The sequence below is a fragment of the Agrobacterium bohemicum genome (assembly GCF_002896715.1).
Taxonomy (GTDB): Bacteria; Pseudomonadota; Alphaproteobacteria; order Rhizobiales; family Rhizobiaceae; genus Agrobacterium; species Agrobacterium bohemicum.
Genome location: NZ_PGEL01000013.1, coordinates 1 through 25,352, shown reverse-complemented (window position 1 = coordinate 25,352; position 25,352 = coordinate 1). Strand labels below are relative to the sequence as shown.

Here is a 25,352-nt window from a genome sequence, read left to right as displayed (position 1 = left end):
TGATACGGAGGATGCATATGGAAATCGGTGTTTNCATTCCAATTGGAAACAATGGCTGGCTGCTGTCGGAAANCGCGCCGCAATACAAGCCAAGCTTCGAACTTAACAAACAGATCACTTTGACGGCTGAAAANTATGGATTTGATTTNGCGCTGTCGATGATCAAGCTGCGCGGATTTGGCGGCAAGACGGAATTCTGGGACTACAATCTGGAATCCTTCACGCTAATGGCTGGGCTTGCTGCTGTCACCTCGAAANTCAAGCTTTTCGGCACCACGGCTACTCTTGTGATGCCCCCTGCCATCGTTGCACGCATGGCCACCACCATCGATTCAATTTCTGGAGGCCGTTTCGGCATCAATCTCATCACGGGTTGGCAGCGCCCGGAATATAGCCAGATGGGCCTTTGGCCGGGCGATGAATATTTTGCCGACCGCTACACCTATCTCAGCGAATATACCACGGTGCTTCAGGAACTATTGACGACCGGCCAGTCTGACCTCAAAGGCAAATATTTCACGATGGACGATTGCCGCATGAAGCCGGTGCCGCAGGGGGATGTAAAGCTGATCTGCGCTGGTTCATCCGACAAAGGTATGGAATTTTCGGCGAAATTTGCTGATTACAGCTTCTGTTTTGGCGTGGGCGTCAATACGCCAAAGGCCTTTGCACCCACCAATGAACGTTTGCTGGCGGCTACTGAAAAGTCGGGGCGTGATGTGCGTTCCTTCGTGCTGACCATGGTGCTTGCCGAGGAAAAATCCGAGGATGCCTGGGCGAAGTGGGAACACTACAAGGCAGGTGCAGACCAGGAAGCGATCAAATGGCTGGGTCTGCAAAGCTCGGTCGATACCAAGTCCGGTGCCGATACCAATGTGCGCCACATGGCCAACCCGGTATCAGCCGTCAACATCAACATGGGCACCATCATCGGTTCCTATGAAGAGGTTGCCGCCATGTTGGATGAAATGAGTGAAGTGCCGGGAACCGGCGGCGTCATGCTGACATTCGATGATTTCGTGGATGGTATCGAGAAATTTGGTCAATACGTGCAGCCGCTGATGAAGAGCAGGCAACATGTGGTTACTGCTCTGGAGGCCGCGGAATGACTGACGCCGTTGTGACGGGCTATCAGGCACCAAAGAGCCGCTCGGAAAGTGTCACTCTTCCGGCAAGACCCGAACCAATCTCGTTGAAGCCCAGCGAAACCGCCGTCGTGGTGGTGGATATGCAGAATGCCTACTCCACAGAAGGCGGTTACGTCGATCTGGCCGGTTTCGACATTACCGGTGCGAAATCCACCATTTCCAATATTGGGAGGACGCTGGATGCGGCACGCCGGGCAGGGGTTCAGGTCATTTATTTCCAGAATGGTTGGGACAGCGATTATGTCGAGGCGGGTGGCCCCGGCTCTCCCAACTGGCACAAGTCCAACGCACTGAAGACCATGCGCGCGCGTCCTGACCTGCAAGGGAAACTGTTGGCAAAAGGCACCTGGGATTATGCCATTGTCGATGAGCTACAGCCGCAGCCAGGGGATATTCTGGTGCCGAAGACGCGATATAGCGGTTTCTTCAACACCAATATGGACAGCGTGCTGCGCGCAAGGGGTATCCGAAATCTCGTCTTTGTCGGAATTGCCACCAATGTCTGTGTGGAAAGCTCGCTGCGTGATGCCTTCCATCTCGAATATTTCGGTGTGATGCTGGAAGATGCCACGCACCATCTCGGCCCTGATTTCATCCAGCAGGCGACCGTCTACAATGTCGAGAAATTTTTCGGCTGGGTGGCGACGGTCAATGATTTCTGCGCGGTCATTTCGCAGGCCGCACCCATCGAAGATTGATCCACTATCGACAAAGAGGAAAACGATATGCCCAAGAAAATCATTGTACCGGAAGGCACAGCCAAGCCGATTGCTCCATTTTCGCCAGGAACATTGGCGGACGGCGTCGTTTACGTGTCGGGAACACTCCCTTTCGACAAAAATAACGACGTGGTGCATGTGGGTGATGCCGCAGCGCAGACCCGACATGTTCTGGAAACGATCAAATCGGTAATCGAAACCGCAGGCGGCACCATGGATGATGTTACCATGAACCATATCTTCATCACCGACTGGGTCAATTATCAGGCCATCAACGCTGTCTATGCCGAGTATTTTCCCGGCGATAAACCGGCGCGCTACTGCATCCAGTGCGGTTTGGTAAAGCCCGATGCGTTGGTGGAAATCGCCACAGTCGCCCACATCGGCACAAAGTAGGACGCCATGCATTTCGAGGTTCATGGACAGACGCGACCGGATGCAGAAACAATTCTGTTGTCCTCCGGTTTGGGCGGATCAGGCAGCTATTGGGCACCGCAGATGGAGATACTGGGCCAGCATTTCCGCGTGGTAACCTATGACCATCGCGGCACCGGCAGAACTGGTGGTGAGGTGCCGGAAACAGGCGGCATTTCCGCGATGGCCGACGATTTGCTGGACATCGCGTCATCCCTGAATCTCGAAAAATTTCACTTCATGGGTCATGCCCTTGGCGGTTTGATTGGGCTTGATATCGCCTTGCGAAAGCCGGGCCTTATCGACAAGCTAATATTGATCAACGCCTGGAGCAAAGCCGATCCGCATTCCGGTCGGTGCTTCGACGCGCGCATAGCGCTTCTTGAAAATTCCGGCGTGGAAGCTTTCGTGAAAGCCCAGCCGCTGTTTCTCTACCCGGCGGTTTGGATGTCCGAGAACGCCGAACGGCTGGCAAAGGACGACGCCCACGGTGTGGCGCATTTTCAAGGCAAGCAGAATGTCTTGCGGCGCATCGCAGCGCTCAGGGCGTTCGATGTGGAGGGNCGGCTATCGGAAATCGAAANCCAGACGCTGGTTCTGACGGCGAAAGATGATCTTCTCGTGCCTTTTACCCGCTCGTTGCTGTTGGCAGGGGACTTGCCAAATGCAGAGCTTGTCATTTTTGAAACGGGTGCACATGCCGTCAATGCTGTCGATATCAGTGGCTTCAATGAAACGTTGAAAAAATTCCTGCTGCCCTCGGCATCAGCTCGAATTTTATGATTTAGAAGAGAAGGTTTGTTTAGATGCAGATATTGTCTCTCAAAANGGATGTGACAATGGAGACGAAGACTGTGGAACAGCGCAGCCTGGACTATCGCAACGCGATGTCCCGATTGGCCGGTGCGGTTAACATCGTCACGACTGACGGGCCTGCGGGCAAAGCTGGTTTTGCGGCAACCGCAGTGTGCAGCGTCTCCGACAATCCACCAACATTGCTGGTCTGCCTTAACCGGAATTCCTCGGCGCACAAATCCGTTGTCGAAAATGGTGTCGTTTGCATCAATACACTGGCTGGCGAGCAGGAAGCGTTGAGCGGTATCTTCGGTGGCAAGACGCCGATGGATGTCCGGTTTGCCTCTGGCACATGGACAACGTTGCAAACGAACGCCCCTGTATTGGAGGGCGCGCTTGTCTCCTTCGATTGCCGCATCCGTACCATTCATGATGGTGTGACGCACGATATTCTGATGTGCGAAGTATTGGATACCGTCATTGGCGGTGGGGAAGAAGCTCTGATGTATTTCAAGCGAGCTTACCGGCAGCTTTGAGGGGAGGCGAAGCTATTGCGGACTGACCGCGAAAGCAGAGAACCATAAACAGTTGTTGATACAGGGGTGAACCGACAGCCTCATACAAGTTTACCATCCTACCGTTGCGGCAAATACGGATAGGAGAGCAGTATGAACATTGACCTCGATGACCTGGCGCTCGAGAGATTGATGAAGGAGCGGGTGTGGACTTTCGGCAAGGCTGGCACAGACGAAGTCTTTGCACCGAAANTGTCTTTCGAAAGCGGCGGCTGGTTGCAGGGATATGCTCATCCGAACGAACATTCCTGGAGAGTGAAGGGCGGTTGTGTCGAATTTCTGAGCCAGAACAATGCAGTCACCACACGCTTCGACACTCTGAAATCCGTAGACGGACGATTTGAAATGGAAGGGCAGGGGCGCCTGCCTGGCGATAATCCTGTTCACCGTCTCAGTGAATGCGGCCAGCGTAAAAAAANCGAAAATAGAACGGCGCTGATCGTTCCCATCCACGATGCTTACTTCACTTACGGAATCAATTTTCTGTTTCAAAGCATCGGAGCCGATTACGATGTCGTCTTCGTGTTCTCGACCGACGCCGACCGTCTGCAATTTCGGGAGATGCATCAGGCCTCGCCGTTCCTCAGCTACTCCTCCATCGTGCTATCCGATTACTTTNCCGGAAGTGCCTTGTCGGTGGTCGCCGACCGGCGCACCTGGCCAACGGTCAAGAAATTCCTCGCTTTGTCTCTGACACATCAGTTCTACGATTATCTTCTGTGCGTCGATGCCGAAACCTTCGTGCTCAATCCAACGGGTTGGACCAAAGCTTCGGAAGAGATCGTGTCTGCGGCGCGCTGGTATGGTGGCGGATTGACCGCTGCCCACACCAACGAGCGACAGATCATGTATTCGTCATCCCTCATCCTCGCCCCTGCCGAAGAGCGCGAGAACATCCGCACGGTTTCCGGCAACTGGAGCATCTATACCTGGTGGTGGGACTTACCGGTCTACTCGGCAAAAAGCGTCCCGGGCTTTCTTGAATGGATCGGCTGGGATGCGAGCCTGCAATTTGTGGAACGGCTGGTTCACAGTGTCTTCGACCATATCACCTATCAATTTTACATGGCCCTGCATGGTGGATTCTCGTTCACGCTCGTCGGTGGCGTGACGCATTCATTGGAATTCTGCAACGCCAATATCGTTTCTCGTGTTCACCAGCAGATAAACCCGATGAAATGGACAAACGCGCTCGCCTACACGCAGGACCCGGTATTCTTCAAACAAAACGATTATCTGGCGCTCTATCACATCGACAGAAAGACCTTTCCGCAATTCAATCCGGATTGATGGATTGGGCTGCAACGCCTGAAAGGCAAAACTTTCGCCAAGACTGAATGGAAACGTCATGAAAATTCTCGCGCATAGGGGTTGGTGGCTGGAACCTCACGAAAAAANCAGTGAGGTAGCCTTCAAGCGCGCTTTNGAAAATGGTTTCGGGGTCGAAACCGACACGCGTGATCAGAATGGTGTGCTGAAAATCGCCCATGATATGCCCGTGGGCGATGAGGTGATGGACCTCGACTATTTTCTGGCTCTACATAAAAGCTGTGTCGGATCGGGCACCATCGCCATGAATATCAAAGCGGACGGTCTACAAAAAGCACTCCGCGCCTCACTCGACCGCGCAGGCATTGCGGATCTGTTCTGCTTCGACATGGCTGTTCCAGATGCTCTCGGCTATTTCAACCAGGGTTTCGTCACCTATACTCGCCATTCTGAACTCGAGCCTGTGCCACCCTACTACGACAGGGCACAGGGTGTTTGGCTGGACGCCTTTTATTCGGACTGGATCACGCCCGACGTCATTCAGAAACATCGCGACGCTGGCAAACAGGTCGCCCTTGTTTCACCCGAACTACACGGGCGCGACCATGCTGCAGCCTGGGATGCCTGGGGGGATCTCAATGGTGACGACATCTCGATTTGCACGGATTTGCCGCATCTTGCCGCGGAAAAATGGGGTTAAACGTCAGCCATGAACCGGACGGACAGAATACGATGATCAAGGCAGTACTTTTCGACATGGATGGCGTTCTGATTGACGCCAAGGAATGGCATTATGAGACACTCAATGATGCTCTGGCGCTGTTTGGATTAAATATCAGCCGCACGGAGCATCTTGCTGTCTATGACGGATTGCCCACGCGCAAGAAGCTTGAAATGTTGAGCAAAACCCGTGGATTGCCGCCGAAGCTGCATGATTTTCTCAACACGCTCAAACAGAAGATGACCTACCAGGTCATCGTCGAAAANTGCCTTCCGGTCTTTCACCACGAATACGCTCTTTCCCGGCTGAAGCGGGAGGGGAAAAGTATCGTTGTGTGCTCGAATTCCGTCCGGTCGAGTGTCGAAGCGATGATGCGCCAATCCGACCTTTTGAAGTATCTGGACTTCTTTCTGTCCAATCAGGATGTCGCCAAGGCGAAGCCAGATCCGGAAATCTATCTGACCGCTATAGAGCGGTTGAAACTGCGCCCTGAGGAATGCCTGATCCTTGAAGACAATGACCACGGCATTCAGGCTGCACGGTCATCCGGCGCGCATGTACTGGTCGTTGGTTCTACCAATGACGTCACGTATGAGCGCATCATGAAAAAANTTAACTCCATCGAAGCGGTCGCCCAGTGAGATATCTTATCCCCATAGCGTCTAAGGACGATCTCTTTCCCAAGGAAGAGTTTCATTTTCCTAAACCTCTGATCGAGGTGGACGGATCTCCGATGATCTCTCTCGTCATCAACAGCATTCGCAATCGCGACGCTTCTGCGAAATTCATTTTCATCGTATTCCATCAGGATGCGCTCGAATACAGCCTCGACTCTATTCTGAAACTGCTTGCAGGCGCCAACAGCGTGGTCATCGAGTTGAACAATCCGACGATGGGCGCTGTCTGCTCCGCTTTGATGGCTATCGATCACATCGCTGACGATGAGCCTTTGGTTATCTGCAATGGCGACCAGATCATCGATGCGGATCTGTCAGGAATTGCGCGGGATTTCGTTCGTTCTGGCGCGGATGCTGGCGTTGTGACATTCAGTTCCGTGCATCCACGCTGGTCCTATATACGTGAGAACGAGAAGGGCGAAGTCATAGAGACGGCCGAAAAGCGCGTTTTGAGCCGTAAGGCGATCGCCGGCTACTATTATTTCCGGAGCGGCAACCTGTTCATCCAAGCGGCTCAAACCTACCTTCTGAAAGCCAGTCTGATCGGTGGAAAATATTATCTCTCACCCGTCTTGAACGAGGTCGTTCTCATGGGCGGAAAGATCGTGAAACACGAGGTTTCTTCCGACAGCTACATTTCGTTCTATTCGCCAAAACGCATCGAACTTTATCAAAATGAACTGCGCAGCAAGATAGCTGCCATCGCCAACCCTGCGAGACAGGTGCAGGTGGTCATTCCCATGGCAGGCCTCGGCAGCCGGTTCGCCAAGGTTGGTTACACCAAGCCAAAGCCGTTCATCGACGTCAAGGGCAAGACCATGATCGAGCGGGTCATGGATAACCTGCGTTTGACCGATGCGCGGTTTGTGCTGATCGCAAGGGAAGAGCATCTTGATGCGGAACCCGACGTCGTTGAAGAATTGAAGACTCACGGTGATCTGGCGTTTTCCTCCATCAACTTCGTCACGGAGGGGGCTGCCTGTACTGTTCTGACAGCGCGCCAGCACCTTGATCCCGATGCGCCGCTCCTGATTGCCAATTGCGATCAGATTGTCGATTTCGACTGCAGTGAGTATCTGCGCGACGCCGTGGACCGTAATCTGGACGGCTCTATTCTATGCTTCAAGGACAGGGTACGCGATCCGAAATGGTCCTTTGCGCATGTGAACGACGACGGGCTGGTCGATGAGGTCAAGGAAAAGGTCGCGATTTCAGATAACGCGACGGTCGGCATCTACTACTTCAGGCGTGCCCGTGACTTTATCGACGCGGCAACGGATATGATTTCGCATAACGACCGGTCCAACAACGAGTTCTATGTCTGCCCGGTCTACAATTACCTGATCCGGCAGGGCGCAAGAATCGGCGTCTATCATGTCGCTCCCGAAGCCATGCACGGAATAGGGACGCCTCCCGATCTTGAAGCCTATCTGGAGCTGATCTGACCGCCATGAAATGTATCGTCCCGCTGGCCGGACCCGATCTGTGGACAAATGAATACGGCTTCAGACCCTGCGTGGACCTGAACGGAACGCCATTGATCGAAGCTGCCCTCGGCAGACGAGCGTGGGCAGATCGGCTCTCAGGTGCAGATTACATATTCGTCGTCCGCGAGGTCGACAAGCTTGATGATCTCCGAGGATATCTCCAGCGGACATGGCCCAGGTGCCAGATCGTCACGTTGTCGAACCTCACAGGTGGAGCGCTGTTTTCGGCTTTGGCGGCAATGGCCCTCGTTGCGCCAGACGAACCGGTGATCATCGATTTGGCGGATATTCTGTTTTCAGATGGGCCTGATGATCCGGAGGCGCTGTTTTCGACACAGGGTTACGGAGCCATCGTTCCAGTCTTCACCTCCACCGAAAGCTGCTACAGCTATCTCGAGATCGTGGAAGGCGTGGTCACACGAGCGCGCGAAAAGGACGTCATATCCGACCACGCATCTGCTGGCGTGTACATGTTCCGAAACATGCAAGTGTTTCTGCGCGCAGCCGTTCACAATATAGATGAACGCGTTTCAATAAGCCACCGTGGCGTACTTTTCATCTGCCCCATGGTCAACGGCGTTATCGCTGACGGTCATGCGGTGGCGGCCCCTCACATTGATGATTGCCAGCCTGTAGGCAAAATTTTCCACCAGAAATAGGGTGCTAAACGATGCACACTCGCGGAGGCGTTGACGCGGAGCGGTGTTCTTTTGAGCCCTCTGTAGCGGTCTTCATTTTCCATAAGCGACATCGTTGCCCAAGCATGGGAAATAACGACGCCTATTCGCTTTTTGCAGGCGAACGTCACCCGAAACTTTTCGGGTCCAAAGTTCGCGAAGGCTGGCCCGAGGTTGCCGATTTCAACGACAATGTCATGAAACAGCCTGTCTTGCGGCACACTGTCCTACAAGGATCAGGAGCTCCCGCTTCATCGCTATGGCAGACCTGAACAGGTGTGGATGAACCTGGATTATCCACCGGTCGTCAGCGATGACGGGACCTGTGTCGGTGTGATTTCGATCTTCAATGAGACGTCGGAACGGGCAGAAGCTGCGCGGCTATCTCGCCCAAGCCTCGAACTCCTGTTTATCACGGGTTATGCGGAGAACGCTGTCCTCAACCACGGTCATCTGGATCAAGGTATGCACGTTATGACAAAGCCGTTCCAGATGGACGCTTTTGCGCGAGAGGTGAAAGAGTTGATCGGTAGGTAGCAGTCAAAATGGTATCATTAGGGAACTCTAATGCGGACTGGTCGTTTGCTCCTCGTCTTCCAAAAAGGAACCGTACAATGACTGGTCATGACCAACAGCCTATAAGCCCTGTGGAAACTCCCCGGGGTCCAATCTCTACACCGGGCATTCCCGACCGAGTGCAAGAGAAGCCGCCTGTACCGCCCATCAAAGACCCTGGTGATAGCAAAAACCCGAACGATCCGACCCTCAATCCGGCATTGCTGCCTATCGGCGACCCTGCTGGCGCTTCGTGAACTGGTGCGCTTGGATTTGGCTAACAGGACGTGTTGATAGTGTAATGATGTTTATGCCTATGGCGTAGACAGCGCTTGGTAGGGGCCGACACCAAACATTTTATGGGACATGGTGTTCGAAAATATAAGCATCAGGCATTTTTCGCAAATTCGCCCAGCGTGCTTACACATCCAAATCAGTGGTGGGTTTTGTCTCAGAGGAATGCACATGGCCCCGTTGAGCCATGTGCGCGTTGCGTGAGTATCAGCTTGCGGTGCGCAGCTGCAGGCGCGAAACGCCAGCTGCCACATTTACACCCAGGCCTGCTTCGGCACTCAGCGGCTGCAAACCGAAGTTCTTGGCGTTGCCGCCAACCAGCGCATTGGCGCCAAGTCCGATGCCGAGCGAGGCGCGGGCGGACGCGCCGACGTAAGTGCCGGCCAAACTGCCCCGGCCGATGGTTGTCGGTTCAGTGTTGTAAACGATCCATGTGATGTAGGACTTGCCGGTTACGCCGACGTCGAGACCGAGTTTGCCAATCGTGCCGGTGTAGCGTTCAACCTTGCCGCTGCGTTGCTTGAACTGGCATTCTACAGCCCGGCTGGAGCCGACCAGAAGGCCGATGCCGCCTGCGACTTCACAAGACAGCGTTCCCAAGCGTTCCTTGGGCTGCGACGCCACACGCTCTGCGGACTTTCGGTTATGCTGCGTGCTTGCTGCGGATGCTGCGGATGTAATCGTCAGTGCGCCAGCGATGGCGAGGATGATTGATTTGTTCATATCAAGTCTCTTTTCATGTAAAGAATTTTGCCCGATGCCTGACCATCCGTCAAAGGTTCGCAGGCAGGCTGAGTGGGCATTGGCAAGCACGTCTCTTGAACATCTATGGTGCTGTGAACGGGCTTGGATGAGAAATCAGCGGCAATTTCAATCGCCTTGTCCACCGCCGCGTCGCAGGACGCGTGACCCGTGAGCATGACAATGCCCTGCGAGACCTCAACATCGATCCGGCAGCCTTCAAGACCTTGCGCATAGGCAAGCAAAGACCTGATCGCAGCACAAGTTGCGCAGTGACCGGAAGACGAAACTTCGGGCGTTGAGAAATCGAGAAAGAGCATGGGGAAATTGCCTCCTTTGATCTGGTTCGCCAATGCAGGCGAACCAGATTGCTGGATCGATGCTTACTTCAGGGCGTCCCTGACAGCATCGGCACCCTTGCCAACTTTGCCCTGGACATCGCCCGCAATCTTCTCGCCCTTGCCTTCGGCTTCCAGTTTCTTGTTGCCGGTCAGCTTGCCGGCGGCTTCCTTGATTGTGCCTTTCAGTTCCTTGGCGGCACCTTCGATACGGTTCTTATCCATGATGTATCCTTCCTAAAACTGTGTTTGTCTTATCTGGCGCAGTGGGACGTTCCGGACAGGAACCAGCGCCACGCCATAGGAGATACAGCTGCAAAGGAAGCTTTTGCAGAGCGAAAAATACTATCTGAATTGGTAGAAAATGACCTTTTTTGTGAAAATCAGTCCGTTTTTTACTTATTTTTTGGCTTTTGAGTTGGCCTTGGGATCGGCCGTGCCGGTAAATCCGCGCTCACGTGCCCAGATGACAGCGGCTGCACGGCGATTGACGCCGATTTNCCCATAGAGAGAAGCGATGTGATTGCGGATCGTGTTTTTGGACAGATGTAACGTTTCACCCATCTCTGCATCGCTCTGGCCGTTACAGATCAAGCCCAGAATTTCGCGCTCGCGGTCGCTCAACTCCATCAGCCGAGCGGTGGGTGCCGCAGTCGATTGGTGCTTGAGCGTTGCCAGCCGATCAACGATGGAGCGGCTGAACCAGGACGTATCCGCCATCACGCTCTCGATCGCCTCCACCAGTTGCGCTTCGCTGCGTCTGCGCTCCGTCACGTCCTGAAGCGCCCAGATCACGCATTGCTCATCATTGATTTCTACCCGTTCGGCAGAAACGAGGCAGTCAGCCGTGCCGCCGTCTTTCTGGCGCATACGCAGGGGTTCGTTGCGAACGAAGGCATTGTCGCGCAGCTTTTGCTCCAGCGCGCGTCGTGCCGCCACATCTTCCCACAGTCGAAGATCGCTTGCGGTGCGACCGGTAATTTCCGTCACGCTGTAGCCGGAGACTTGCAGGAAGGCATCGTTGGCCTCGGTGAAAACGAAATCATCCAGCCGGGAGACCGCAGCCGGTGCCGGTGAGAGCCGGAAGGATTTGGAGAAGCGTTCCTCGCTCTGGCGTAATGCGTTTTGAGCTTTGCGTCTGGCATCGAGATCGGCAAAGGTGAAGAGCATGCACGGCTCCTCGACTACGGAAATCGGCTCACCAGCAACGATGACCAGCCGGTCGCCGCCATCTGGCAGCGGAACAAGAGCTTCGCGGTGACGGATCACCCGGCCATCGCCCAGTTTGGTGAGCGCATCCTCGCCCGTCTCGCAATTCGAAAAAAGCCCGATCGCCTCCACCGTCTTTCCAACGACGTCCTCCTTGGTGAAGCCCGTCATCTCCAGAAAGCCTTCGTTGACACGGATAAAACGGTGGTCATCCAGTCGGCAGATGAGCCCCGGCGCGGGGTTGGCATTGAACGAGCGCTCGAATCTTTCCTCCGCTTCGAAGCGCGGCGTCTCATCGCGCAAAATCAAAGCAAGAACATCCGCTTTGCCGGTGCCATCTGAAATGATCATGCTGCGCATCGTATGCACCCAGACTAGATCGAGATCGCTCGTCGGCGAGATTTCTACCGTCACATCATCGATCGTTTCGCCAGCTAACAAACGTTCGAGCGGATATTGGCCTTCCTCCAGAAGGTGATTGTTGCGATAGCGCAGCGTGAACAGGCGGCGATACTCTTTCGTATCCGCGCCCAACTCTTCGACATCAGACACGCGGTGCATGTCGAGTGCTGAGACGTTCGCCCAGGCGATACCGCCATCCGGGTTCAAGAGGATGATCCCATCACTCAAGCCGCCGATCAATTCCTGAAGACTGCTTCTGTTGATCCTGGGAGGCTCGGAAATATCACTCATGCCATATCTCTAAATGTGATTATGACTCTATATGTCGCATTCTTCCATAGAATGGAAANGCGGAATCGTACGATCTCACGCAGTCGAGCAACCCAATCCAGAGCCTCCGGCCCACTAAGTAAAGTTGCCCACGTCAATCGCACCGTGAAACCCGTTTTGACCCGGTCCATGATGACCATCGTCTTGAAGCCCTTGATATCGGGATTTTCATAAAAGAACTTCCCGGTGAAGGCTTCTTAATCTTCAATGCTCTGCACCGTCACCATGAGGACGAAGTCGGCATCTCGGGTGACGTAGTAGCCATTCGTGACTCCTGTGGATGTTGAATCAGCTTCGGATCAGCCAGTCACCTCACAATCGATTCATCGATCACAGGACTTGCTCTAAACGTGTAAGGGGGAAGCAGAGCGATACGGGGCTGTACCGAATGGTTTAGGTGTCCCGTTGTATCATCACCACCGTATGTGGCGTAGCAGGAATTGTTTTTGCGCCGAGCCCGGATGACAATTGCTGTCTGACACAGTGATCCAGGGGATTCGCTTCGAGCAAGAGGACGGCGGCGCGTTTCAGGTCAGCATGGGCTTTCGACCGCAATAGTGGAGAGTCTGAAATGTCCATGAACAGCGATCCAAGCGTACTCAGAAGCCGCAGCCGCTCATCCCTTACCCATATGTCGAATGCAGTTTTNCCCACGCCAGCAAAAGGCAGAAATTGCATGGCGACGGCACCTCAGGCAGTATCGAGGCGCTCCAGCGGCTTGGATATTGTCACGAAGTCGAGGTCGCATGCCACCATATGCGGTTCAAGGACAAAGCGTTGGTGTCGGCAATGATCAGAGGGGCAGGGGCATTCTTCATCGCAAGCGCAAAGCGGCGCAATGTAGAACGCAAATTCCTCAGCGCTGCTTCCGCGTTGCCGGGCCAGAGAAGATTGGCGACATCGCGTCGTGCAACCGGTCTGCCGATATCAAACAGATAGGCAGAGATGAGCAAAGCCTGGGTCGGAACGTTCAGGACGTTTCCAGTCTCATCATCCAGATTACAACGGCCCAATGTGGCCAATCTAAAAACCATGTCGATCAGTTCAACGCAGTGGTGGAAATCTCTGTCATTTNCTGTGTTTCAGCATCGGTGTGGTTGCCCAAGGACTGCACAAGTTCGAGAACGCGACGGCGAACACGCGTGTCTTCAATAGCCGAAAACGCCTTGGCAAGCGAGATGCCCTCTTTCGAATTCAGAAATTGCGACAGCGCGCTCGGCGCAACCGGTGCCCGATCTTGCGACGCGTCTGGAACGCCTTCGAAGAAATAGGAAATGTGAACATCCAGCAATTCCGAAATATGCTGCAGGCGGCTGGCGCCGACCCTGTTGGTGCCTTTTTCATATTTCTGAACCTGCTGGAATGTTATTCCAAGCCCATCTCCCAGTTTTNCCTGGCTCAGGCCAAGCATGACACGGCGCAGTCGAATGCGCGATCCNACGTGTATATCAATTGAATTGGGCGACTTTTTCATGATGATGCGAAACTCCAGAACGTAAAACTTTACATATGATTGCCGGAAACTTTAGCCGTTCGCAATCGGTGATTAGCGTGAATCGCAGACACACTTTATTTCGTGTGCGCTTCAGAAGCGAAAGCACGTCGTATTCTCATCAAGACTCTGAAAAATCCTGGCATTATTGTCGAAGCGTCGATGAGCCAGCATTTGCGGGCTTCTCATGTTAACGGACTTCGACAGAAGGCATCGGCTTGAGTTTGCCCATGAGTGCGCCGTAAGGCAGCAACATGACGAGACCGACAAGCACTTTGACGCATAGATCGCCCAAGGCCCACGAAACCCAGCGTGGCGCATCAGAAGAGAAGATGCCCAGGATTGGAGCCTGTTCGATCGCGAATGCGTCATTGGGCCCAACGAAGGCGAAAGTGGTGGCGAAGGCGATGGAGAAGAACAGAGCCGTATCCAAAGCTGAGCCAAACATGGAACCGGCAAGTGGCGCGCGCNACCAGCTTTGTTGGCGAAGACGGTTGAACACAGCTATGTCGAGCAGTTGCCCGATCAGATAGGCGGTACCGGAGGCGACAGCGATACGTGGAATAGATGTCCAGAAGGACAGAGTAACGCCAACGACGAAACCCGCCATTACCACGCGTCGCGCGATGGAGGGACCAAACTGACGGTTGGTAAGATCGGTGATCAGAAATGCGATGGGGTAGGTGAAGGCTCCCCAGGTCAGTAGATCGCCTAGATTAATACCAAACAAAGTGCCCGACAGTGGGTACTGAACGAGGATATTGGATGCGACGACGACGATGGTCATCAGTCCGACGTAGACAAGTGTGAAGCGCAGATTGGGCATTTTTTNATCCTGGGTGATGCCACCAGTTAGAGCGAAGGGATAACGAGCAAAAGGCTTGAGCGGCAATTGCCAGTCAAGCCTTTTGAAAGTTCGTGATCTTGAAACCGCTATTAAGCAGCAGCGACAGCTGTTTCAACGGTCTTCTTGGCGATCTGACGACGCAGCAGACGGGCGCGCATCGAAAGTTCGGTTTCGCTTGCCTTGAGAAGGAAAGCATCCAGACCGCCACGATGTTCGACGGAACGCAGAGCAGCTGCGGAAACACGCAGACGGAAGCGCTGGCCGAGAGAATCGGAAATCAACGTAACCTGGCAGAGGTTCGGAAGGAACCGGCGCTTGGTTCTGTTGTTGGCGTGGCTGACGTTGTTGCCCGTCTGGACGCCCTTGCCGGTCAATTCGCATACACGGGACATGGGTACACCTATTTGTTGTCGTCTGTTTCACCAACTGCTCGCTACCCGGCAAANTCCGGTCAGCAATCCAACTGGCAATGATTGGAAAGTTGCGGTTCTATAGTCAGACAGGAACTTCCCGTCAAGCCGCTCGCTCTTTTTNGTGAGCGATTTCACCGGATTTCGCCGATACTCTGCTTTTTNATTGCCATAAGTCGGCGTATATCATCGCGGCAGAGGGCAGCTTTTTCTGTCAGCCGAGGTGTTACCTGAATGAATGTCAAAGTACAGAGGTTTTTCGCGGCGACTGTCCTTACGCTGGCAAGCCTGTCAACCGCTACGGCCGCTGAAACGCGTCACGATAGCGAATACAGCATCAATCTGGGCGTTTTGCCGATTGCACGCGCAAATTTTTCGACCCGCATGAACGGCTCCACTTACTCGATTACAGGTTCTTTCAGCGCGGCCGGCATTGCCAGCGTGTTGAAAGACATCTCCGGGCGAACCGATGTAGCGGGCGCCAAGCGTGGAAACCGCATGCAGGCCAACGAATATTCTCTGGTCTACAAAGATGGAAAGCGCACACGGACTTATGATGTGCAATACCGCAACGGCAATGTGACCTCAACCACGGTCAAACCTGAGCCCAAAGCAAGGCCTGACAATTGGGTCGATGTCAAAGACCGCGATCTCCGCTCCGTGCTCGATCCGATTTCCGGGCTTATTTNCCCCGTGGGCGGACGTATATGCCCCAGCCGGTTGCCGATCTATGACGGTGAGTCGCGCCTTGATCTCGTTTTGAGTTCTGGTGGAACCAAGCCGTTTACGACGAATGGCTTTACCGGTGATGCCATCGTTTGCAATGCGCGCTACGTGCCGAAATCGGGCTTTCGCAAGGGTCGCAAGGATATCGAATATTTGAAGTCGATTTCCATGGAANTATGGTTTGCCAAGGCAGGCAACATGGATGTCTACGCGCCGGTTTACGCACGCATCCCCACCAAGGTAGGCCAAGTCTATATCACGGCTACAAANTATGGCGGCTAGAGTCTGTCAGCGCTAGGCGGAATCGATTTTGGATTCTCCTTCGGCGGTATTTATGGTTCAAGTTCATCGGTGGCACCCTTCGTGCTCGACGGTCCCATGAATGGCATCGTCGTCGCCAGATTTCCTCCCGAGATGATGACGAAGTTCGGTCAGCATGCCTATCAGGATAGAACAAAGATATTGACGGTCAGCGTGCGATAGGGAAGGCCGAAGCCAAGCCTGCGCGCACCGATGGCTACGCCGAAGACAACGAACAAATAAACCATGATCCACCTCTTCACGATTTCGTCGTCTGAAGGGCGCTCGCTGCGGCGACCTCATGGCCCAGCACGTCCCAGTGCTCAAGATGCCCGTGGGCGATCATCTTGTTTTTGAGGAGCGCACCATGGGTCCGGCAGAACTTATCGCGGGCTGCAATGAGCTCTATGTAGTATGCACCATCAACTCCAGAATGGGCCTTCCTCTTGGAAAGATCAGGCTTGTGCAGCTTCACAAACGTGTTGACTTCTCTCACACTTCCAGTAATCTGGATATATGGAACAAGAACAGGCAATTCTCGCTCTTGCAGCGCTCGCGCAACCAACCCGTCTTGAAACGTTTCGGCTGCTTGTCAAGCATGCGCCGAAAGGGTTGCCGGCCGGCGATATAGCGCGTGCGCTCGTGGTGCCGCAAAATACGATGTCGGCGCATTTGAACATTCTGTCGCGGGCAGGGCTCGTGTCCTCGCAACGACACAGCCGGATCATCATGTACCGCGCTGAGCTCGAACAGCTTCGCGATATGACGCTGTTTCTCCTGAAAGATTGCTGCGGTGGATCGGCGGAACTGTGTGCGCCACTCATCGCCGAACTTACGCCTTGCGGTATCCCAACACCAGAGGAAAGTCCGGCATGAGCGCGCTGAGCGTCGAACAAGTGCACGGGAGCGACCTTGATCTCAAGAAAGCGCTTTTGGAGGCCGATTTGCCAACGGATGACATCGAGGATGAAGGGCGGACCTTCTTCAGGATTGTGTCCGACGACAATCAGACGGTTGGCTTCGCTGGTCTTGAAGCATGCGAGGATGACAAGCTTCTGAGATCGGTAGTCATGCTGCCGGGTCAAAGACGGAAAGGTTTCGGCCATGCAGCCGTCTCGGCGGCTCTTGTACATGTTGAGCCGGGCCGCGACGTTTTTCTTGTGACCACGAACGCGTCGCCCTTTTTTGCCCGCCTCAGCTTCATCGAAGTTCAACGGGAAAATCTGCCAGCCGCAGTGCTCGCGACACGGCAGCTTTCCTCTCTCTGCCCATCATCGGCGACCATCATGAAACTTACCNGCCCCCNAACCTAACACACGGATCACTGACATGACCGAAAAGACCTATAACGTGCTCTTCCTGTGCACGGGCAATTCCGCACGTTCCATCCTTGCCGAAGCCGTCCTCAACAAGGAAGGTGGCGGTCGCTTCAAGGCTTACTCGGCTGGCAGTCAGCCGAAGGGCGAAGTCAATCCCCACGCGCTCAAGGAACTCGCGGCCCTCGGTTACCCTTCGACAGGCTTCTCGTCCAAGAGCTGGGACGTGTTCGCTGAACCGGGTGCGCCACAGATGGATTTCATCTTTACCGTTTGTGACAGTGCAGCAGGTGAAGCCTGCCCGGTGTGGATCGGTCACCCGATGACAGCGCATTGGGGTGTCGAAGATCCGGCAGCAGTGACCGGAACCGAAGTCGAAATCCAGCGCGCATTCGCGCAGGCCGCACGGTTCCTGAAGAACCGCATCACGGCATTCCTGAGCCTTCCGCTCGAATCCATTGATCGCTTGGCCCTCGAAACACGGCTGCGGCAGATCGGGACGATGGAGGGAACCACCAACGGCCAAGGGAAGACCGCCTGATGTCCACCTTCGAACGATATCTCACCGTCTGGGTCGGTCTGTGCATCGTGGTCGGGATTGCGCTCGGCCATTTCATTCCCAGCGTTTTCCAGGCCATCGGTGCAGCTGAAGTGGCAAAGGTGAACATTCCTGTCGCAATCCTCATCTGGCTGATGATCATTCCGATGCTCATCAAGATCGACTTCCGTTCGATGGCGCAAGTCGGTAGCTATTGGCGCGGTATCGGCGTCACCCTGTTCATCAACTGGGCGGTGAAGCCGTTTTCGATGGCGCTTCTCGGCTGGCTGTTCATCGGTTGGTTGTTCAGGCCTTACTTGCCGGCTGACCAGATCGATTCCTATATCGCCGGTTTGATCATCCTTGCTGCGGCGCCCTGTACCGCAATGGTGTTCGTGTGGTCGAACCTGACGCGTGGCGAGCCATTGTTTACCCTCTCCCAGGTGGCGCTCAACGACGCCATCATGATCATTGCGTTTGCGCCGATCGTCGGACTTCTGCTCGGTCTGTCGGCCATCACCGTTCCCTGGGACACGCTGGCCATCTCCGTTGCCCTTTATATCGTCGTGCCCGTCATCATCGCGCAGATCCTGCGAAGCTGGCTGACCGCGGACGGGACGTCCGCCCGCCTTGACCGGATACTGGAGACCCTGCAGCCGCTTTCCCTTGTGGCCCTTCTCGCAACCCTTGTTCTGCTTTTNGGCTTCCAGGGTGAGCAAATCATTGCTCAGCCAACCATCATCGCGCTTCTGGCCGTCCCGATCCTGATCCAGGTCTATTTCAATTCTGGGCTCGCCTATATCCTCAATCGCATGTCGGNCGAGCGGCATTGCGTCGCCGGGCCATCCGCACTGATCGGCGCCAGCAACTTCTTCGAACTTGCCGTCGCTGCCGCGATCAGCCTTTTCGGCTTTCAATCCGGTGCGGCTCTTGCAACGGTTGTCGGCGTCCTGATCGAAGTACCGGTCATGCTCTCGGTGGTCTGGATCGTGAACCGCTCAAAGGGATGGTACGAATCGTCCCCCACCGTTTCCCGCAACGAAAAATCCCAAAGGACCTAGATCATGGACGTCAGAATCTACCACAACCCGGCTTGCGGCACCTCGCGCAACACGCTCGAGCTTATTCAGCATGCTGGTATCGAACCCACTGTCATCGAATATCTGAAAACGCCACCAAGCCGTGAACAGCTTTCAAAGATGATCTCGGATGCCGGGCTGTCAGTGCGCGTCGCTATTCGTGAGAAGGGCACGCCCTATGCCGAGCTTGGCCTCGACAACCCTGACGTCAGCGACGACCAGCTTCTCGACGCGATGATCGAGACACCGATTCTGATCAACCGGCCTTTCGTCATTACCCCGATGGGGACGCGCCTGTCGCGCCCCTCCGAGGTCGTCCTCGATATCTTGCCGGCGGACGCGTTCAAGGGTCCGTTCAGCAAGGAAGGCGGCGAACAGATCCTCGACGAGGAAGGAAAACGCATTGTCTGATACATTCCCCGCATTGCAGGAGCCGCATCTGCATCAACCGGACCTCGACGCTCTGCGCCCGACCTTCTCGACGCACAAGCCGCGGATATTGGTCCTTTACGGATCGCTCCGCGAGGTCTCTTACAGTCGGCTGCTCGCTTTCGAGGTTGAGCGCCTGCTGGAAAGGCTGGGATGCGAAGTGCGGATTTTCGATCCGAAGGGCCTCCCGCTGCCCGACGAGGCGCCCGTCAGCAATCCCAAGGTACAGGAGCTGCGTGAGCTGTCGCAATGGTCAGAAGGTCAGGTGTGGGTCAGTCCCGAGCGCCATGGAGCAATGACCGGGATACTGAAGTCGCAGATCGACTGGATACCCTTGTCGATCGGGTCCGTGCGGCCGACGCAGGGCAAGACGCTGGCGGTCATGGAAGTGTCCGGCGGCAGCCAGTCCTTCAATGCCGTCAACCAGATGCGGATTCTGGGGCGGTGGATGCGGATGATCACCATTCCCAACCAGTCCTCGGTCGCCAGAGCATATCAGGAATTCGACGCTGATGGCCGGATGAAACCATCCTCCTACTACGACCGGGTCGTTGATGTGTGCGAGGAGCTGGTCAAGTTCACGCTGCTGACCCGCGATGCTTCGACCTATCTGACGGAGCGCTACAGCGAGCGGAAAGAACAGGCGGCGGAACTCGAGAAGCGGGTTTCGCTGAAATCGATCTGACCGATCAGCCTGTCGGGGTGGCGGGTTGCCTGCTGGAGGCCGCCACCGCGACAAACGCCGCGATACTGATCACTCCAAGGCAAGCGTTTGCCAGGAGTGCGAAGTCGAGGCCGATATTCTCCATGGCTGCTGCAAAANCGAAGGGAGCGCCCGCTCCGACTGCAAGCCGTGCTGCCGCCATCTTGCCAGTGATCGCACCGTAGCCGTCCGACCCGAACAGATAGAGCGGCAGGCTTCCCTGCGCGATGCTGTTGATGCCGGAACCCAAGCCAAGGCATATCGCGAACGCGACGGCCCCGGGAAGCCAGTTGCCAGTCGCCAGCAGGATCAGAACGCCGAGCACGATCAGTACCGCGGCAAGGACGGCAAGCTCTGGTGGAGACAGGTTCTTTCCGAAGACCATGTTGATCAGGCGGCTCAAAACCTGCGCGGGACCAAAGAGCGACCCGATCACCACGGCTGCTGCGCCCAGCCCGATCGATCCGAGCATCGGCACCATGTGGGCGAGGATCGCCGCGAGCGTGAAGCCCAGCAACGCGAATGCGAATGAGACGAGGATCATTCCTCGGCGTCTCGCATGCGGCGGGATCGCGCCGACGATGGTCTCACGCGTGCGGATCGCCAGATCGGCATTCGATGCCGTTTTGCCGACGCGCATGATCCAGTAGTGAAGCGGCATGCAGAGGAACATGTTCAAGCCTGCGAAGACGAGGTAGATCTCGCGCCAGGATAGATATACGGAAAGTGCTGCCGAGATGGGCCAGAAGATCGTCGATGCGAAGCCGCCGATCAGGGTCAAATAGGTGATGCTGCGCGATGCAGATAGGGGATCGCTTTCGACAAGTGCCGCAAACGCTGCCTGATATTGGACCATTCCCGACGATATCTCGATGAGGATAACGGCGACGGCAAAGATGGCGATGGACGGCGACCATGCGCAGAGCGCCAATGTCAAAGCGGCAAGTGCGGAGCCGATCGTCATGATGGTTGCGGCGCCGATCCTGTCCATCTGCCTGCCGATATAGGTGGCAGACAGGCCGCCAATGAAAAGCGACGCCGAAANCACCCCGAACACTTCAGCCAGCGTCAGATCGAGATCCGTCGCCATGCCAGGCGCTAGAATACTGAAGCTGTAATAGAGGGTGCCGTAACCGATGACTTGTGTAAGGCCGAGAGCGGAGACGATCCCCGCAGGTACGCTGGTCTTATGCAACGACGGGGCCCTCGGAAGATTTTTNGTCATTAGAATAACACGCTCTGGAATGCTCGACGTTCTCGCGGATGGCCGGATGGCCAGCGCAGCAATCGTCCATCAGGAACTTCACGAGGTCTGCCAGAGCATCGTAGCTCGCGCTGTAGATGATCGACCGAGACTCCCGTCTCTGAGTGATAAGGCCTGACCGTTCCAGTTCCTTGAGGTGGAAGGAGACATTCGTGGGCGAGACGCCCATGCGTTCCGCAATGACGCCAGCGGCAAGACCATCATGGCCGGCAACCACAAGCGCGCGCACGATGGCGAGCCGGGTTTCCTGGGACAGTGCCGCAAANGAAGTCAGGGCTTGACGGTCGTCCATAATTCAATAATCCTTGAATAATTGTATTATTACATAACCTAGATGAACGCGATCGACAAGACAAATTCTGCCGCCTTCCATGCATTGAGCGCATCGACGTGTCGGCCGCTCAGATATACTTTATTGTCCTCTTCGCCCGTCGTCGGCACATTCTTACCAAGCAGCAATTCTGCAGTTTCATGCTGACAAGTCATGGATTATCGCGATGCGCGGGTTTCCTTTATCAAATCCGATCCGCAGATGGAACGAAACAGGACCTAGACCGTTGTGCCATCATGATCGAGGCGTCACGCGGTACGCTCTTTCCGGATTGACGTGCTTTACACCACGAGGTCGAAGCAAAATCCGCCGATCGGACCTATCTCATGACTATCCTTAAAAAAGCGGCTGTTGCCGTTGGGCTTGCCGTTGCGCTGTGTGCGACGCCGGTGATGGCGGCCTGCAACATCTCCGACGCCAAGCTGGAAGAGGCAATTTNGCAAANGCCTGAGTTGCGTGATCCTGAGAACCGATATCTCGTCCTCGACCTTAGAACTTTGCGCGATGCGGCTTTCCTTTTGTGGACCTATGGGCTGGAAGATGACTGCGAGCGTCTAGTCGGCAACATCAAGGAGCTGATCGCCTCACCCTCAATGGGTGAACGTGGCACAAGCGACGAAGATGCCGTGGATCAGCAACAGGCTGCAGGTCAACCGCTGCAACAACGGCTGGGCAAGGTCAAAGGTAGTCGCGGTACGCTCAACGAAGGACCTCTCGTGCCAATCAGTGCCCTTGATCCGGGTCTTCTGGTCAACGAAATTGTCGGGGCAGAAGTCAGAACGTCCGACGACAAAATCGTCGGCGAGGTTCGCAATGTCGTCATCGGCACCAAAGACCAGAAAGACTATGTCATTGTCGCGTCCGGCGGCTTTTTTGTCCCGGGAAAAGACAGTTTGGTGGTGCCGCTTCTATCGCTGGTGATCGACCGCGCAAGAACCAGCTTCTTCCTGCCCATCACCAATGATCAGGTGAAATCCGTACCACTAATGCCGGATCAGGATTATCTCTGGCTGGACGACAAGGAATGGCGTGCCAAGAACGACGCGATTTTCCAGAGCCTTGTTTCCAACGTTGCTAGTATAGAAAAGACCCTTGGACAGAGGTTGGATCCGAAGTGATCTTCAAAACGCAAATAGCCCTATAGCCGTGAATGTCTCGAATGCATTGCACACCCAATTTGTTAAACAGCGATAATGCGAGGCACGCTGCCGAGGTCGAATACCTGACCGTAGGCTAAGTTTGATTGTGCCGCACACCTTCACACAAGACGCTCATTCACATTTCATTTTNGCGAAGATTGGAAATAACATGACCCACTATGCCGCCGACAAATCCGTTCTTGCTGAAATCGTGACGTTGAGGGATGCGCTCCCGACATGGATTGTAAGCACGGTCGAATTGGTCGAGCTTGCAGAAAACGCCGAGCGGGCGGCCCGTGCCGTCAATCCCGAAACAGCCGACAGGTCGCGTCAGCTCATAGTTGAAGTTGCCGAATGGCAGCAGAAATTGACAAATTGGCAACAGGAGGAACTCAGCCCACGTCTTCTGGCCGAGCTGCGGATTCTCAAGGCTACTCTGGATGCCTCCATGGATGAGGCAAATGCGGCTGCAGCCGAGCTGATGCTTTTCATCTGATACATTCGGGGCATCCGAATCAAGATTTTAGCTTGCTAGACGCTCCGGATCGACAACCAGCGTAACGACGAGGCCATCCTGAGCCCAGTTATAGTCGATCGAGCCGCGCAGGTGCCCCGTGACACTACGTTCTACCAGCTTGCTGCCATAACCAGACTTGGACTGTGGGTGGACGACTTTCGGGCCGCCGTTTTCAGTCCAGACAATCGTGACAGCCTCGTTTTGCGCCGAGCATGAAACGTCAAGGGTTCCCGTATCAACCGACAGGGCGCCGTATTTCAAGGAGTTGGTGGCAAGCTCATGGACGATCAGCGCGACAACGGTCGTTGCCCCTTCGCCCACGCTCATTCGTGGCACGGAAACACGGATACGCCCGCTGAAAGCGCCGAGATCATCATAAGGTGCGAGAAGCACGGTCAGTAGATCACCCAGCAAAGCGGATGGCGCCTCCGTTTGCCCGGGCACCGGTCGGACGAGATCATGCGCCCGTCCCAACGCTGTCAGCCTGAGCGTCAACTCGCGGGCCATATCCTCAACCGTTGTCGTTGACCGCGAGGTAATGGCTGTAAGACCAGAGGCAATGGCGAGAAGGTTTTTTACGCGGTGGCTCATTTCCCCCGCCAGCAGTTCACGGCCTTCTTCGGCCTGCTTGCGTCCTGTGACATCGATGAAAATGCCGAACATGATCCCNTTGATCATGCCGACGTCGTCACCCTGTCCACGGGCCGAAATCCATTTGAGTTCATCACCGATCATAATCCGGAANTCAATCTCATAGGCACCGATGATGGAGCGAGTCGCTGTGAAGGCTGCACGAACTCGGTCACGGTCGGCCGGATGAATGTGTGCGGAGAGATCTTCGAATGTGACGTCCTTGCCTTTGGGAACCCCCNACAGCTCATAAGAATGATCATCCATAGCGAAGGCGTCAGTGCTGACGTTCCAGGACCAAAGAGTGACGCCTGCAGCTTCAATGGCGCGCACCAGATTTTTCGGTTCCCACAGAAGTGGCTTGAGTGTCTCCGGCGTCGTCGTCATTGGAACTCCAAATTGTCTTACGTTCAAGCGAAAGGACCTTCGTCGTCACGCTCTTGAATTCCAGCTCTATAGCGAAAATACGACCGGAATGTCAGAATAGTTTGCAATGGTAACATTTGCGATATTTCTTTCGGAAAGCTAGGCTCAGGACTCGTTAAATCACAGCCAGAAGATTACGGCGGCTGCGATGCTATGCTTGAGAAAAAGGTGTGGGCGCATCGATCGTATCGAGTGTGAATTCGCCTCCGGTCCTTGAGCCTGCCAAACATGTTTNCGATCTTGTGGCGCTTTTTGTAGAGCGCCGGATCATGTGAGATTGGCACCTTGCGGTTTGCCCGTGATGGAATCCAGGCAGTTATCTAGCGTTGCGCCAATGCGTCTCGAAACCAGTCGGCGTCATATCCTTTGTCGGCCAGTAGCGACTTTGCCTTGGGGAAGGCCTGAAGCATCCGCGCGNCACCTTTGTAGTCGCTCATCTGCCCTTCGCTTAGAATCAGGATCAGCGGTCGGCCGGACCATCGCAAACAGCATGCAGCTTGGAGTTCAACCCGCCTTTGGCGCGTCCGATACGTCGGGNAACATCCCCTTTTTTAGCCGACTGGCTGCGGTGCGATGGGCTTTCAAATGGGTGGCGTCGATCATCAACAGACAACCAACTTTCGTGAGAAATTTGAACACAGTGATACTGGCTTTAGGAAAGCGATATCAAAATGTCGAAATTCGATTGTCATTCTTTAACAGGACTGAATTCGTAGACAAATTAGCCTCGACAGTTCACGATAACTCATGATGCATAGCTGGCGCCATGGGATAAGACAGATCGTGTCCCGCAGCGTGGTGTAGCTTATGACATCCACGGCGTATTCCGGGCTTGGCCGGATGATTGTCAGCGT

The 25,352-nt window shown here is 54.9% G+C and carries 30 protein-coding genes and 3 pseudogenes; 19 read left to right on the top strand and 14 right to left on the bottom strand.

Features of this window, described 5'->3' with window-relative positions:
- The first annotated feature begins 17 nt into the window (after nt 1-17).
- From rutA to CUC55_RS23030, 10 genes and pseudogenes are all read left to right on the top strand, one after another.
- The gene (gene rutA, locus CUC55_RS00515; protein WP_103086657.1) at nt 18-1,109 is read left to right on the top strand and encodes a pyrimidine utilization protein A; all 1,092 of its coding nucleotides are present in this window, start codon (nt 18-20) and stop codon (nt 1,107-1,109) included.
- On the top strand, nt 1,106-1,846 hold the full coding sequence (gene rutB / locus CUC55_RS00510; RefSeq protein ID WP_067653892.1) for a pyrimidine utilization protein B: 741 nt from the start codon (nt 1,106-1,108) through the stop codon (nt 1,844-1,846). The genes rutA and rutB overlap by 4 nt, the downstream gene beginning before the upstream one ends.
- Before the next feature lie 27 nt (nt 1,847-1,873).
- Nucleotides 1,874-2,263 (top strand): pyrimidine utilization protein C, encoded by a 390-nt coding sequence (rutC, locus tag CUC55_RS00505; protein WP_067653891.1) that lies wholly within the window; start codon nt 1,874-1,876, stop codon nt 2,261-2,263.
- Between the two features lie 6 nt (nt 2,264-2,269).
- Complete coding sequence (gene rutD / locus CUC55_RS00500) at nt 2,270-3,064, top strand: pyrimidine utilization protein D (protein ID WP_103086656.1); 795 nt, start codon at nt 2,270-2,272, stop codon at nt 3,062-3,064.
- A gap of 23 nt (nt 3,065-3,087) precedes the next feature.
- On the top strand, nt 3,088-3,612 hold the full coding sequence (locus CUC55_RS00495) for a flavin reductase (protein WP_103086655.1): 525 nt from the start codon (nt 3,088-3,090) through the stop codon (nt 3,610-3,612).
- A 1,998-nt stretch (nt 3,613-5,610) separates the two neighbouring features.
- Nucleotides 5,611-6,282: an HAD family hydrolase gene (locus CUC55_RS00480; protein WP_425352694.1), complete on the top strand. Its 672-nt coding sequence runs from the start codon at nt 5,611-5,613 to the stop codon at nt 6,280-6,282.
- A complete protein-coding gene (locus tag CUC55_RS00475; RefSeq protein ID WP_067653882.1) occupies nt 6,279-7,763 on the top strand; it encodes a glycosyltransferase family 2 protein in 1,485 nt (494 codons plus the stop codon). Before CUC55_RS00480 ends, CUC55_RS00475 begins: the two co-directional genes overlap by 4 nt.
- Before the next feature lie 5 nt (nt 7,764-7,768).
- Nucleotides 7,769-8,464, top strand: a complete 696-nt coding sequence (locus tag CUC55_RS00470) for a glycosyltransferase family protein (protein ID WP_067653880.1) — start codon at nt 7,769-7,771, stop codon at nt 8,462-8,464.
- A gap of 113 nt (nt 8,465-8,577) precedes the next feature.
- Nucleotides 8,578-9,019, top strand: a pseudogene (locus CUC55_RS23460) (response regulator); the annotation flags it as partial.
- Between the two features lie 77 nt (nt 9,020-9,096).
- Nucleotides 9,097-9,294: a hypothetical protein gene (locus CUC55_RS23030; RefSeq protein WP_082760384.1), complete on the top strand. Its 198-nt coding sequence runs from the start codon at nt 9,097-9,099 to the stop codon at nt 9,292-9,294.
- A gap of 244 nt (nt 9,295-9,538) precedes the next feature.
- Here the strand turns inward: CUC55_RS23030 and CUC55_RS00455 are convergent, their stop codons facing one another.
- The 9 genes and pseudogenes from CUC55_RS00455 to rpmB all read right to left on the bottom strand — a co-directional run bounded on the left by CUC55_RS00455 (nt 9,539) and on the right by rpmB (nt 15,082).
- Nucleotides 9,539-10,054: a DUF992 domain-containing protein gene (locus CUC55_RS00455; RefSeq protein WP_067653876.1), complete on the bottom strand. Its 516-nt coding sequence runs from the start codon at nt 10,052-10,054 to the stop codon at nt 9,539-9,541.
- A complete protein-coding gene (locus CUC55_RS00450; protein ID WP_067653875.1) occupies nt 10,051-10,392 on the bottom strand; it encodes a BON domain-containing protein in 342 nt (113 codons plus the stop codon). Before CUC55_RS00450 ends, CUC55_RS00455 begins: the two co-directional genes overlap by 4 nt.
- Nucleotides 10,393-10,455: 63 nt before the next feature.
- Nucleotides 10,456-10,635, bottom strand: a complete 180-nt coding sequence (locus CUC55_RS00445; protein ID WP_067653874.1) for a CsbD family protein — start codon at nt 10,633-10,635, stop codon at nt 10,456-10,458.
- Between the two features lie 174 nt (nt 10,636-10,809).
- Entirely contained in the window at nt 10,810-12,312 is a 1,503-nt protein-coding gene (locus CUC55_RS00440) for a helix-turn-helix transcriptional regulator (RefSeq protein ID WP_103086652.1), read from the bottom strand.
- A 140-nt stretch (nt 12,313-12,452) separates the two neighbouring features.
- Nucleotides 12,453-12,623 (bottom strand): annotated as a pseudogene (locus tag CUC55_RS23025) (Lrp/AsnC ligand binding domain-containing protein); the annotation flags it as partial.
- A 456-nt stretch (nt 12,624-13,079) separates the two neighbouring features.
- A complete protein-coding gene (locus tag CUC55_RS00425) occupies nt 13,080-13,385 on the bottom strand; it encodes an AfsR/SARP family transcriptional regulator (RefSeq protein WP_067653855.1) in 306 nt (101 codons plus the stop codon).
- A gap of 5 nt (nt 13,386-13,390) precedes the next feature.
- A complete protein-coding gene (locus tag CUC55_RS00420) occupies nt 13,391-13,825 on the bottom strand; it encodes a helix-turn-helix domain-containing protein (RefSeq protein ID WP_103086651.1) in 435 nt (144 codons plus the stop codon).
- Between the two features lie 208 nt (nt 13,826-14,033).
- The gene (locus CUC55_RS00415; RefSeq protein ID WP_103086650.1) at nt 14,034-14,669 is read right to left on the bottom strand and encodes a VUT family protein; all 636 of its coding nucleotides are present in this window, start codon (nt 14,667-14,669) and stop codon (nt 14,034-14,036) included.
- 110 nt (nt 14,670-14,779) lie between these two features.
- The gene (rpmB, locus tag CUC55_RS00410) at nt 14,780-15,082 is read right to left on the bottom strand and encodes a 50S ribosomal protein L28 (protein WP_067653849.1); all 303 of its coding nucleotides are present in this window, start codon (nt 15,080-15,082) and stop codon (nt 14,780-14,782) included.
- Nucleotides 15,083-15,334: 252 nt separating this feature from the next.
- On the opposite strand from rpmB, the gene CUC55_RS00405 reads away from it, so the two are divergent.
- Nucleotides 15,335-16,108, top strand: coding sequence for a DUF3108 domain-containing protein (locus CUC55_RS00405; RefSeq protein ID WP_103086649.1), 774 nt, complete (start codon nt 15,335-15,337; stop codon nt 16,106-16,108).
- Between the two features lie 277 nt (nt 16,109-16,385).
- On the opposite strand, the gene CUC55_RS00400 is transcribed toward CUC55_RS00405, so the two are convergent.
- Nucleotides 16,386-16,661, bottom strand: coding sequence for a hypothetical protein (locus CUC55_RS00400; RefSeq protein WP_157940878.1), 276 nt, complete (start codon nt 16,659-16,661; stop codon nt 16,386-16,388).
- On the opposite strand from CUC55_RS00400, the gene CUC55_RS00395 reads away from it, so the two are divergent.
- The 6 genes from CUC55_RS00395 (at nt 16,643) to arsH (ending at nt 20,173) form a co-directional block, all read left to right on the top strand.
- Nucleotides 16,643-17,002, top strand: coding sequence for an ArsR/SmtB family transcription factor (locus tag CUC55_RS00395; RefSeq protein ID WP_067653843.1), 360 nt, complete (start codon nt 16,643-16,645; stop codon nt 17,000-17,002). The genes CUC55_RS00400 and CUC55_RS00395 overlap by 19 nt on opposite strands.
- On the top strand, nt 16,999-17,439 hold the full coding sequence (arsN2, locus tag CUC55_RS00390; protein ID WP_103086648.1) for an arsenic resistance N-acetyltransferase ArsN2: 441 nt from the start codon (nt 16,999-17,001) through the stop codon (nt 17,437-17,439). The genes CUC55_RS00395 and arsN2 overlap by 4 nt, the downstream gene beginning before the upstream one ends.
- Nucleotides 17,440-17,455: 16 nt before the next feature.
- Nucleotides 17,456-17,983 (top strand): arsenate reductase ArsC, encoded by a 528-nt coding sequence (locus CUC55_RS00385; RefSeq protein WP_067653839.1) that lies wholly within the window; start codon nt 17,456-17,458, stop codon nt 17,981-17,983.
- Nucleotides 17,983-19,041, top strand: coding sequence for an ACR3 family arsenite efflux transporter (gene arsB, locus CUC55_RS00380; RefSeq protein WP_103086647.1), 1,059 nt, complete (start codon nt 17,983-17,985; stop codon nt 19,039-19,041). The genes CUC55_RS00385 and arsB overlap by 1 nt, the downstream gene beginning before the upstream one ends.
- 3 nt (nt 19,042-19,044) lie before the next feature.
- The gene (gene arsC / locus CUC55_RS00375; RefSeq protein ID WP_067653835.1) at nt 19,045-19,470 is read left to right on the top strand and encodes an arsenate reductase (glutaredoxin); all 426 of its coding nucleotides are present in this window, start codon (nt 19,045-19,047) and stop codon (nt 19,468-19,470) included.
- The gene (gene arsH, locus CUC55_RS00370; protein ID WP_280940038.1) at nt 19,463-20,173 is read left to right on the top strand and encodes an arsenical resistance protein ArsH; all 711 of its coding nucleotides are present in this window, start codon (nt 19,463-19,465) and stop codon (nt 20,171-20,173) included. The genes arsC and arsH overlap by 8 nt, the downstream gene beginning before the upstream one ends.
- A gap of 4 nt (nt 20,174-20,177) precedes the next feature.
- On the opposite strand, the gene arsK is transcribed toward arsH, so the two are convergent.
- Nucleotides 20,178-21,416: an arsenite efflux MFS transporter ArsK gene (gene arsK / locus CUC55_RS00365; protein WP_103086646.1), complete on the bottom strand. Its 1,239-nt coding sequence runs from the start codon at nt 21,414-21,416 to the stop codon at nt 20,178-20,180.
- The gene (locus CUC55_RS00360; RefSeq protein ID WP_103086645.1) at nt 21,379-21,747 is read right to left on the bottom strand and encodes an ArsR/SmtB family transcription factor; all 369 of its coding nucleotides are present in this window, start codon (nt 21,745-21,747) and stop codon (nt 21,379-21,381) included. The genes arsK and CUC55_RS00360 overlap by 38 nt, the downstream gene beginning before the upstream one ends.
- 365 nt (nt 21,748-22,112) lie before the next feature.
- Between CUC55_RS00360 and CUC55_RS00355 the strand changes: the two genes are divergently transcribed.
- Nucleotides 22,113-22,904 (top strand): PRC-barrel domain-containing protein, encoded by a 792-nt coding sequence (locus CUC55_RS00355; RefSeq protein WP_103086644.1) that lies wholly within the window; start codon nt 22,113-22,115, stop codon nt 22,902-22,904.
- Nucleotides 22,905-23,094: 190 nt separating this feature from the next.
- Nucleotides 23,095-23,421, top strand: a complete 327-nt coding sequence (locus tag CUC55_RS00350) for a hypothetical protein (RefSeq protein ID WP_067653827.1) — start codon at nt 23,095-23,097, stop codon at nt 23,419-23,421.
- A 27-nt stretch (nt 23,422-23,448) separates the two neighbouring features.
- Here the strand turns inward: CUC55_RS00350 and CUC55_RS00345 are convergent, their stop codons facing one another.
- Nucleotides 23,449-24,459: a sensor histidine kinase gene (locus CUC55_RS00345; RefSeq protein WP_103086643.1), complete on the bottom strand. Its 1,011-nt coding sequence runs from the start codon at nt 24,457-24,459 to the stop codon at nt 23,449-23,451.
- Between the two features lie 159 nt (nt 24,460-24,618).
- A pseudogene (locus CUC55_RS23020) lies at nt 24,619-25,104 on the bottom strand (IS5 family transposase); the annotation flags it as partial.
- Nucleotides 25,105-25,352: the final 248 nt, after the last annotated feature.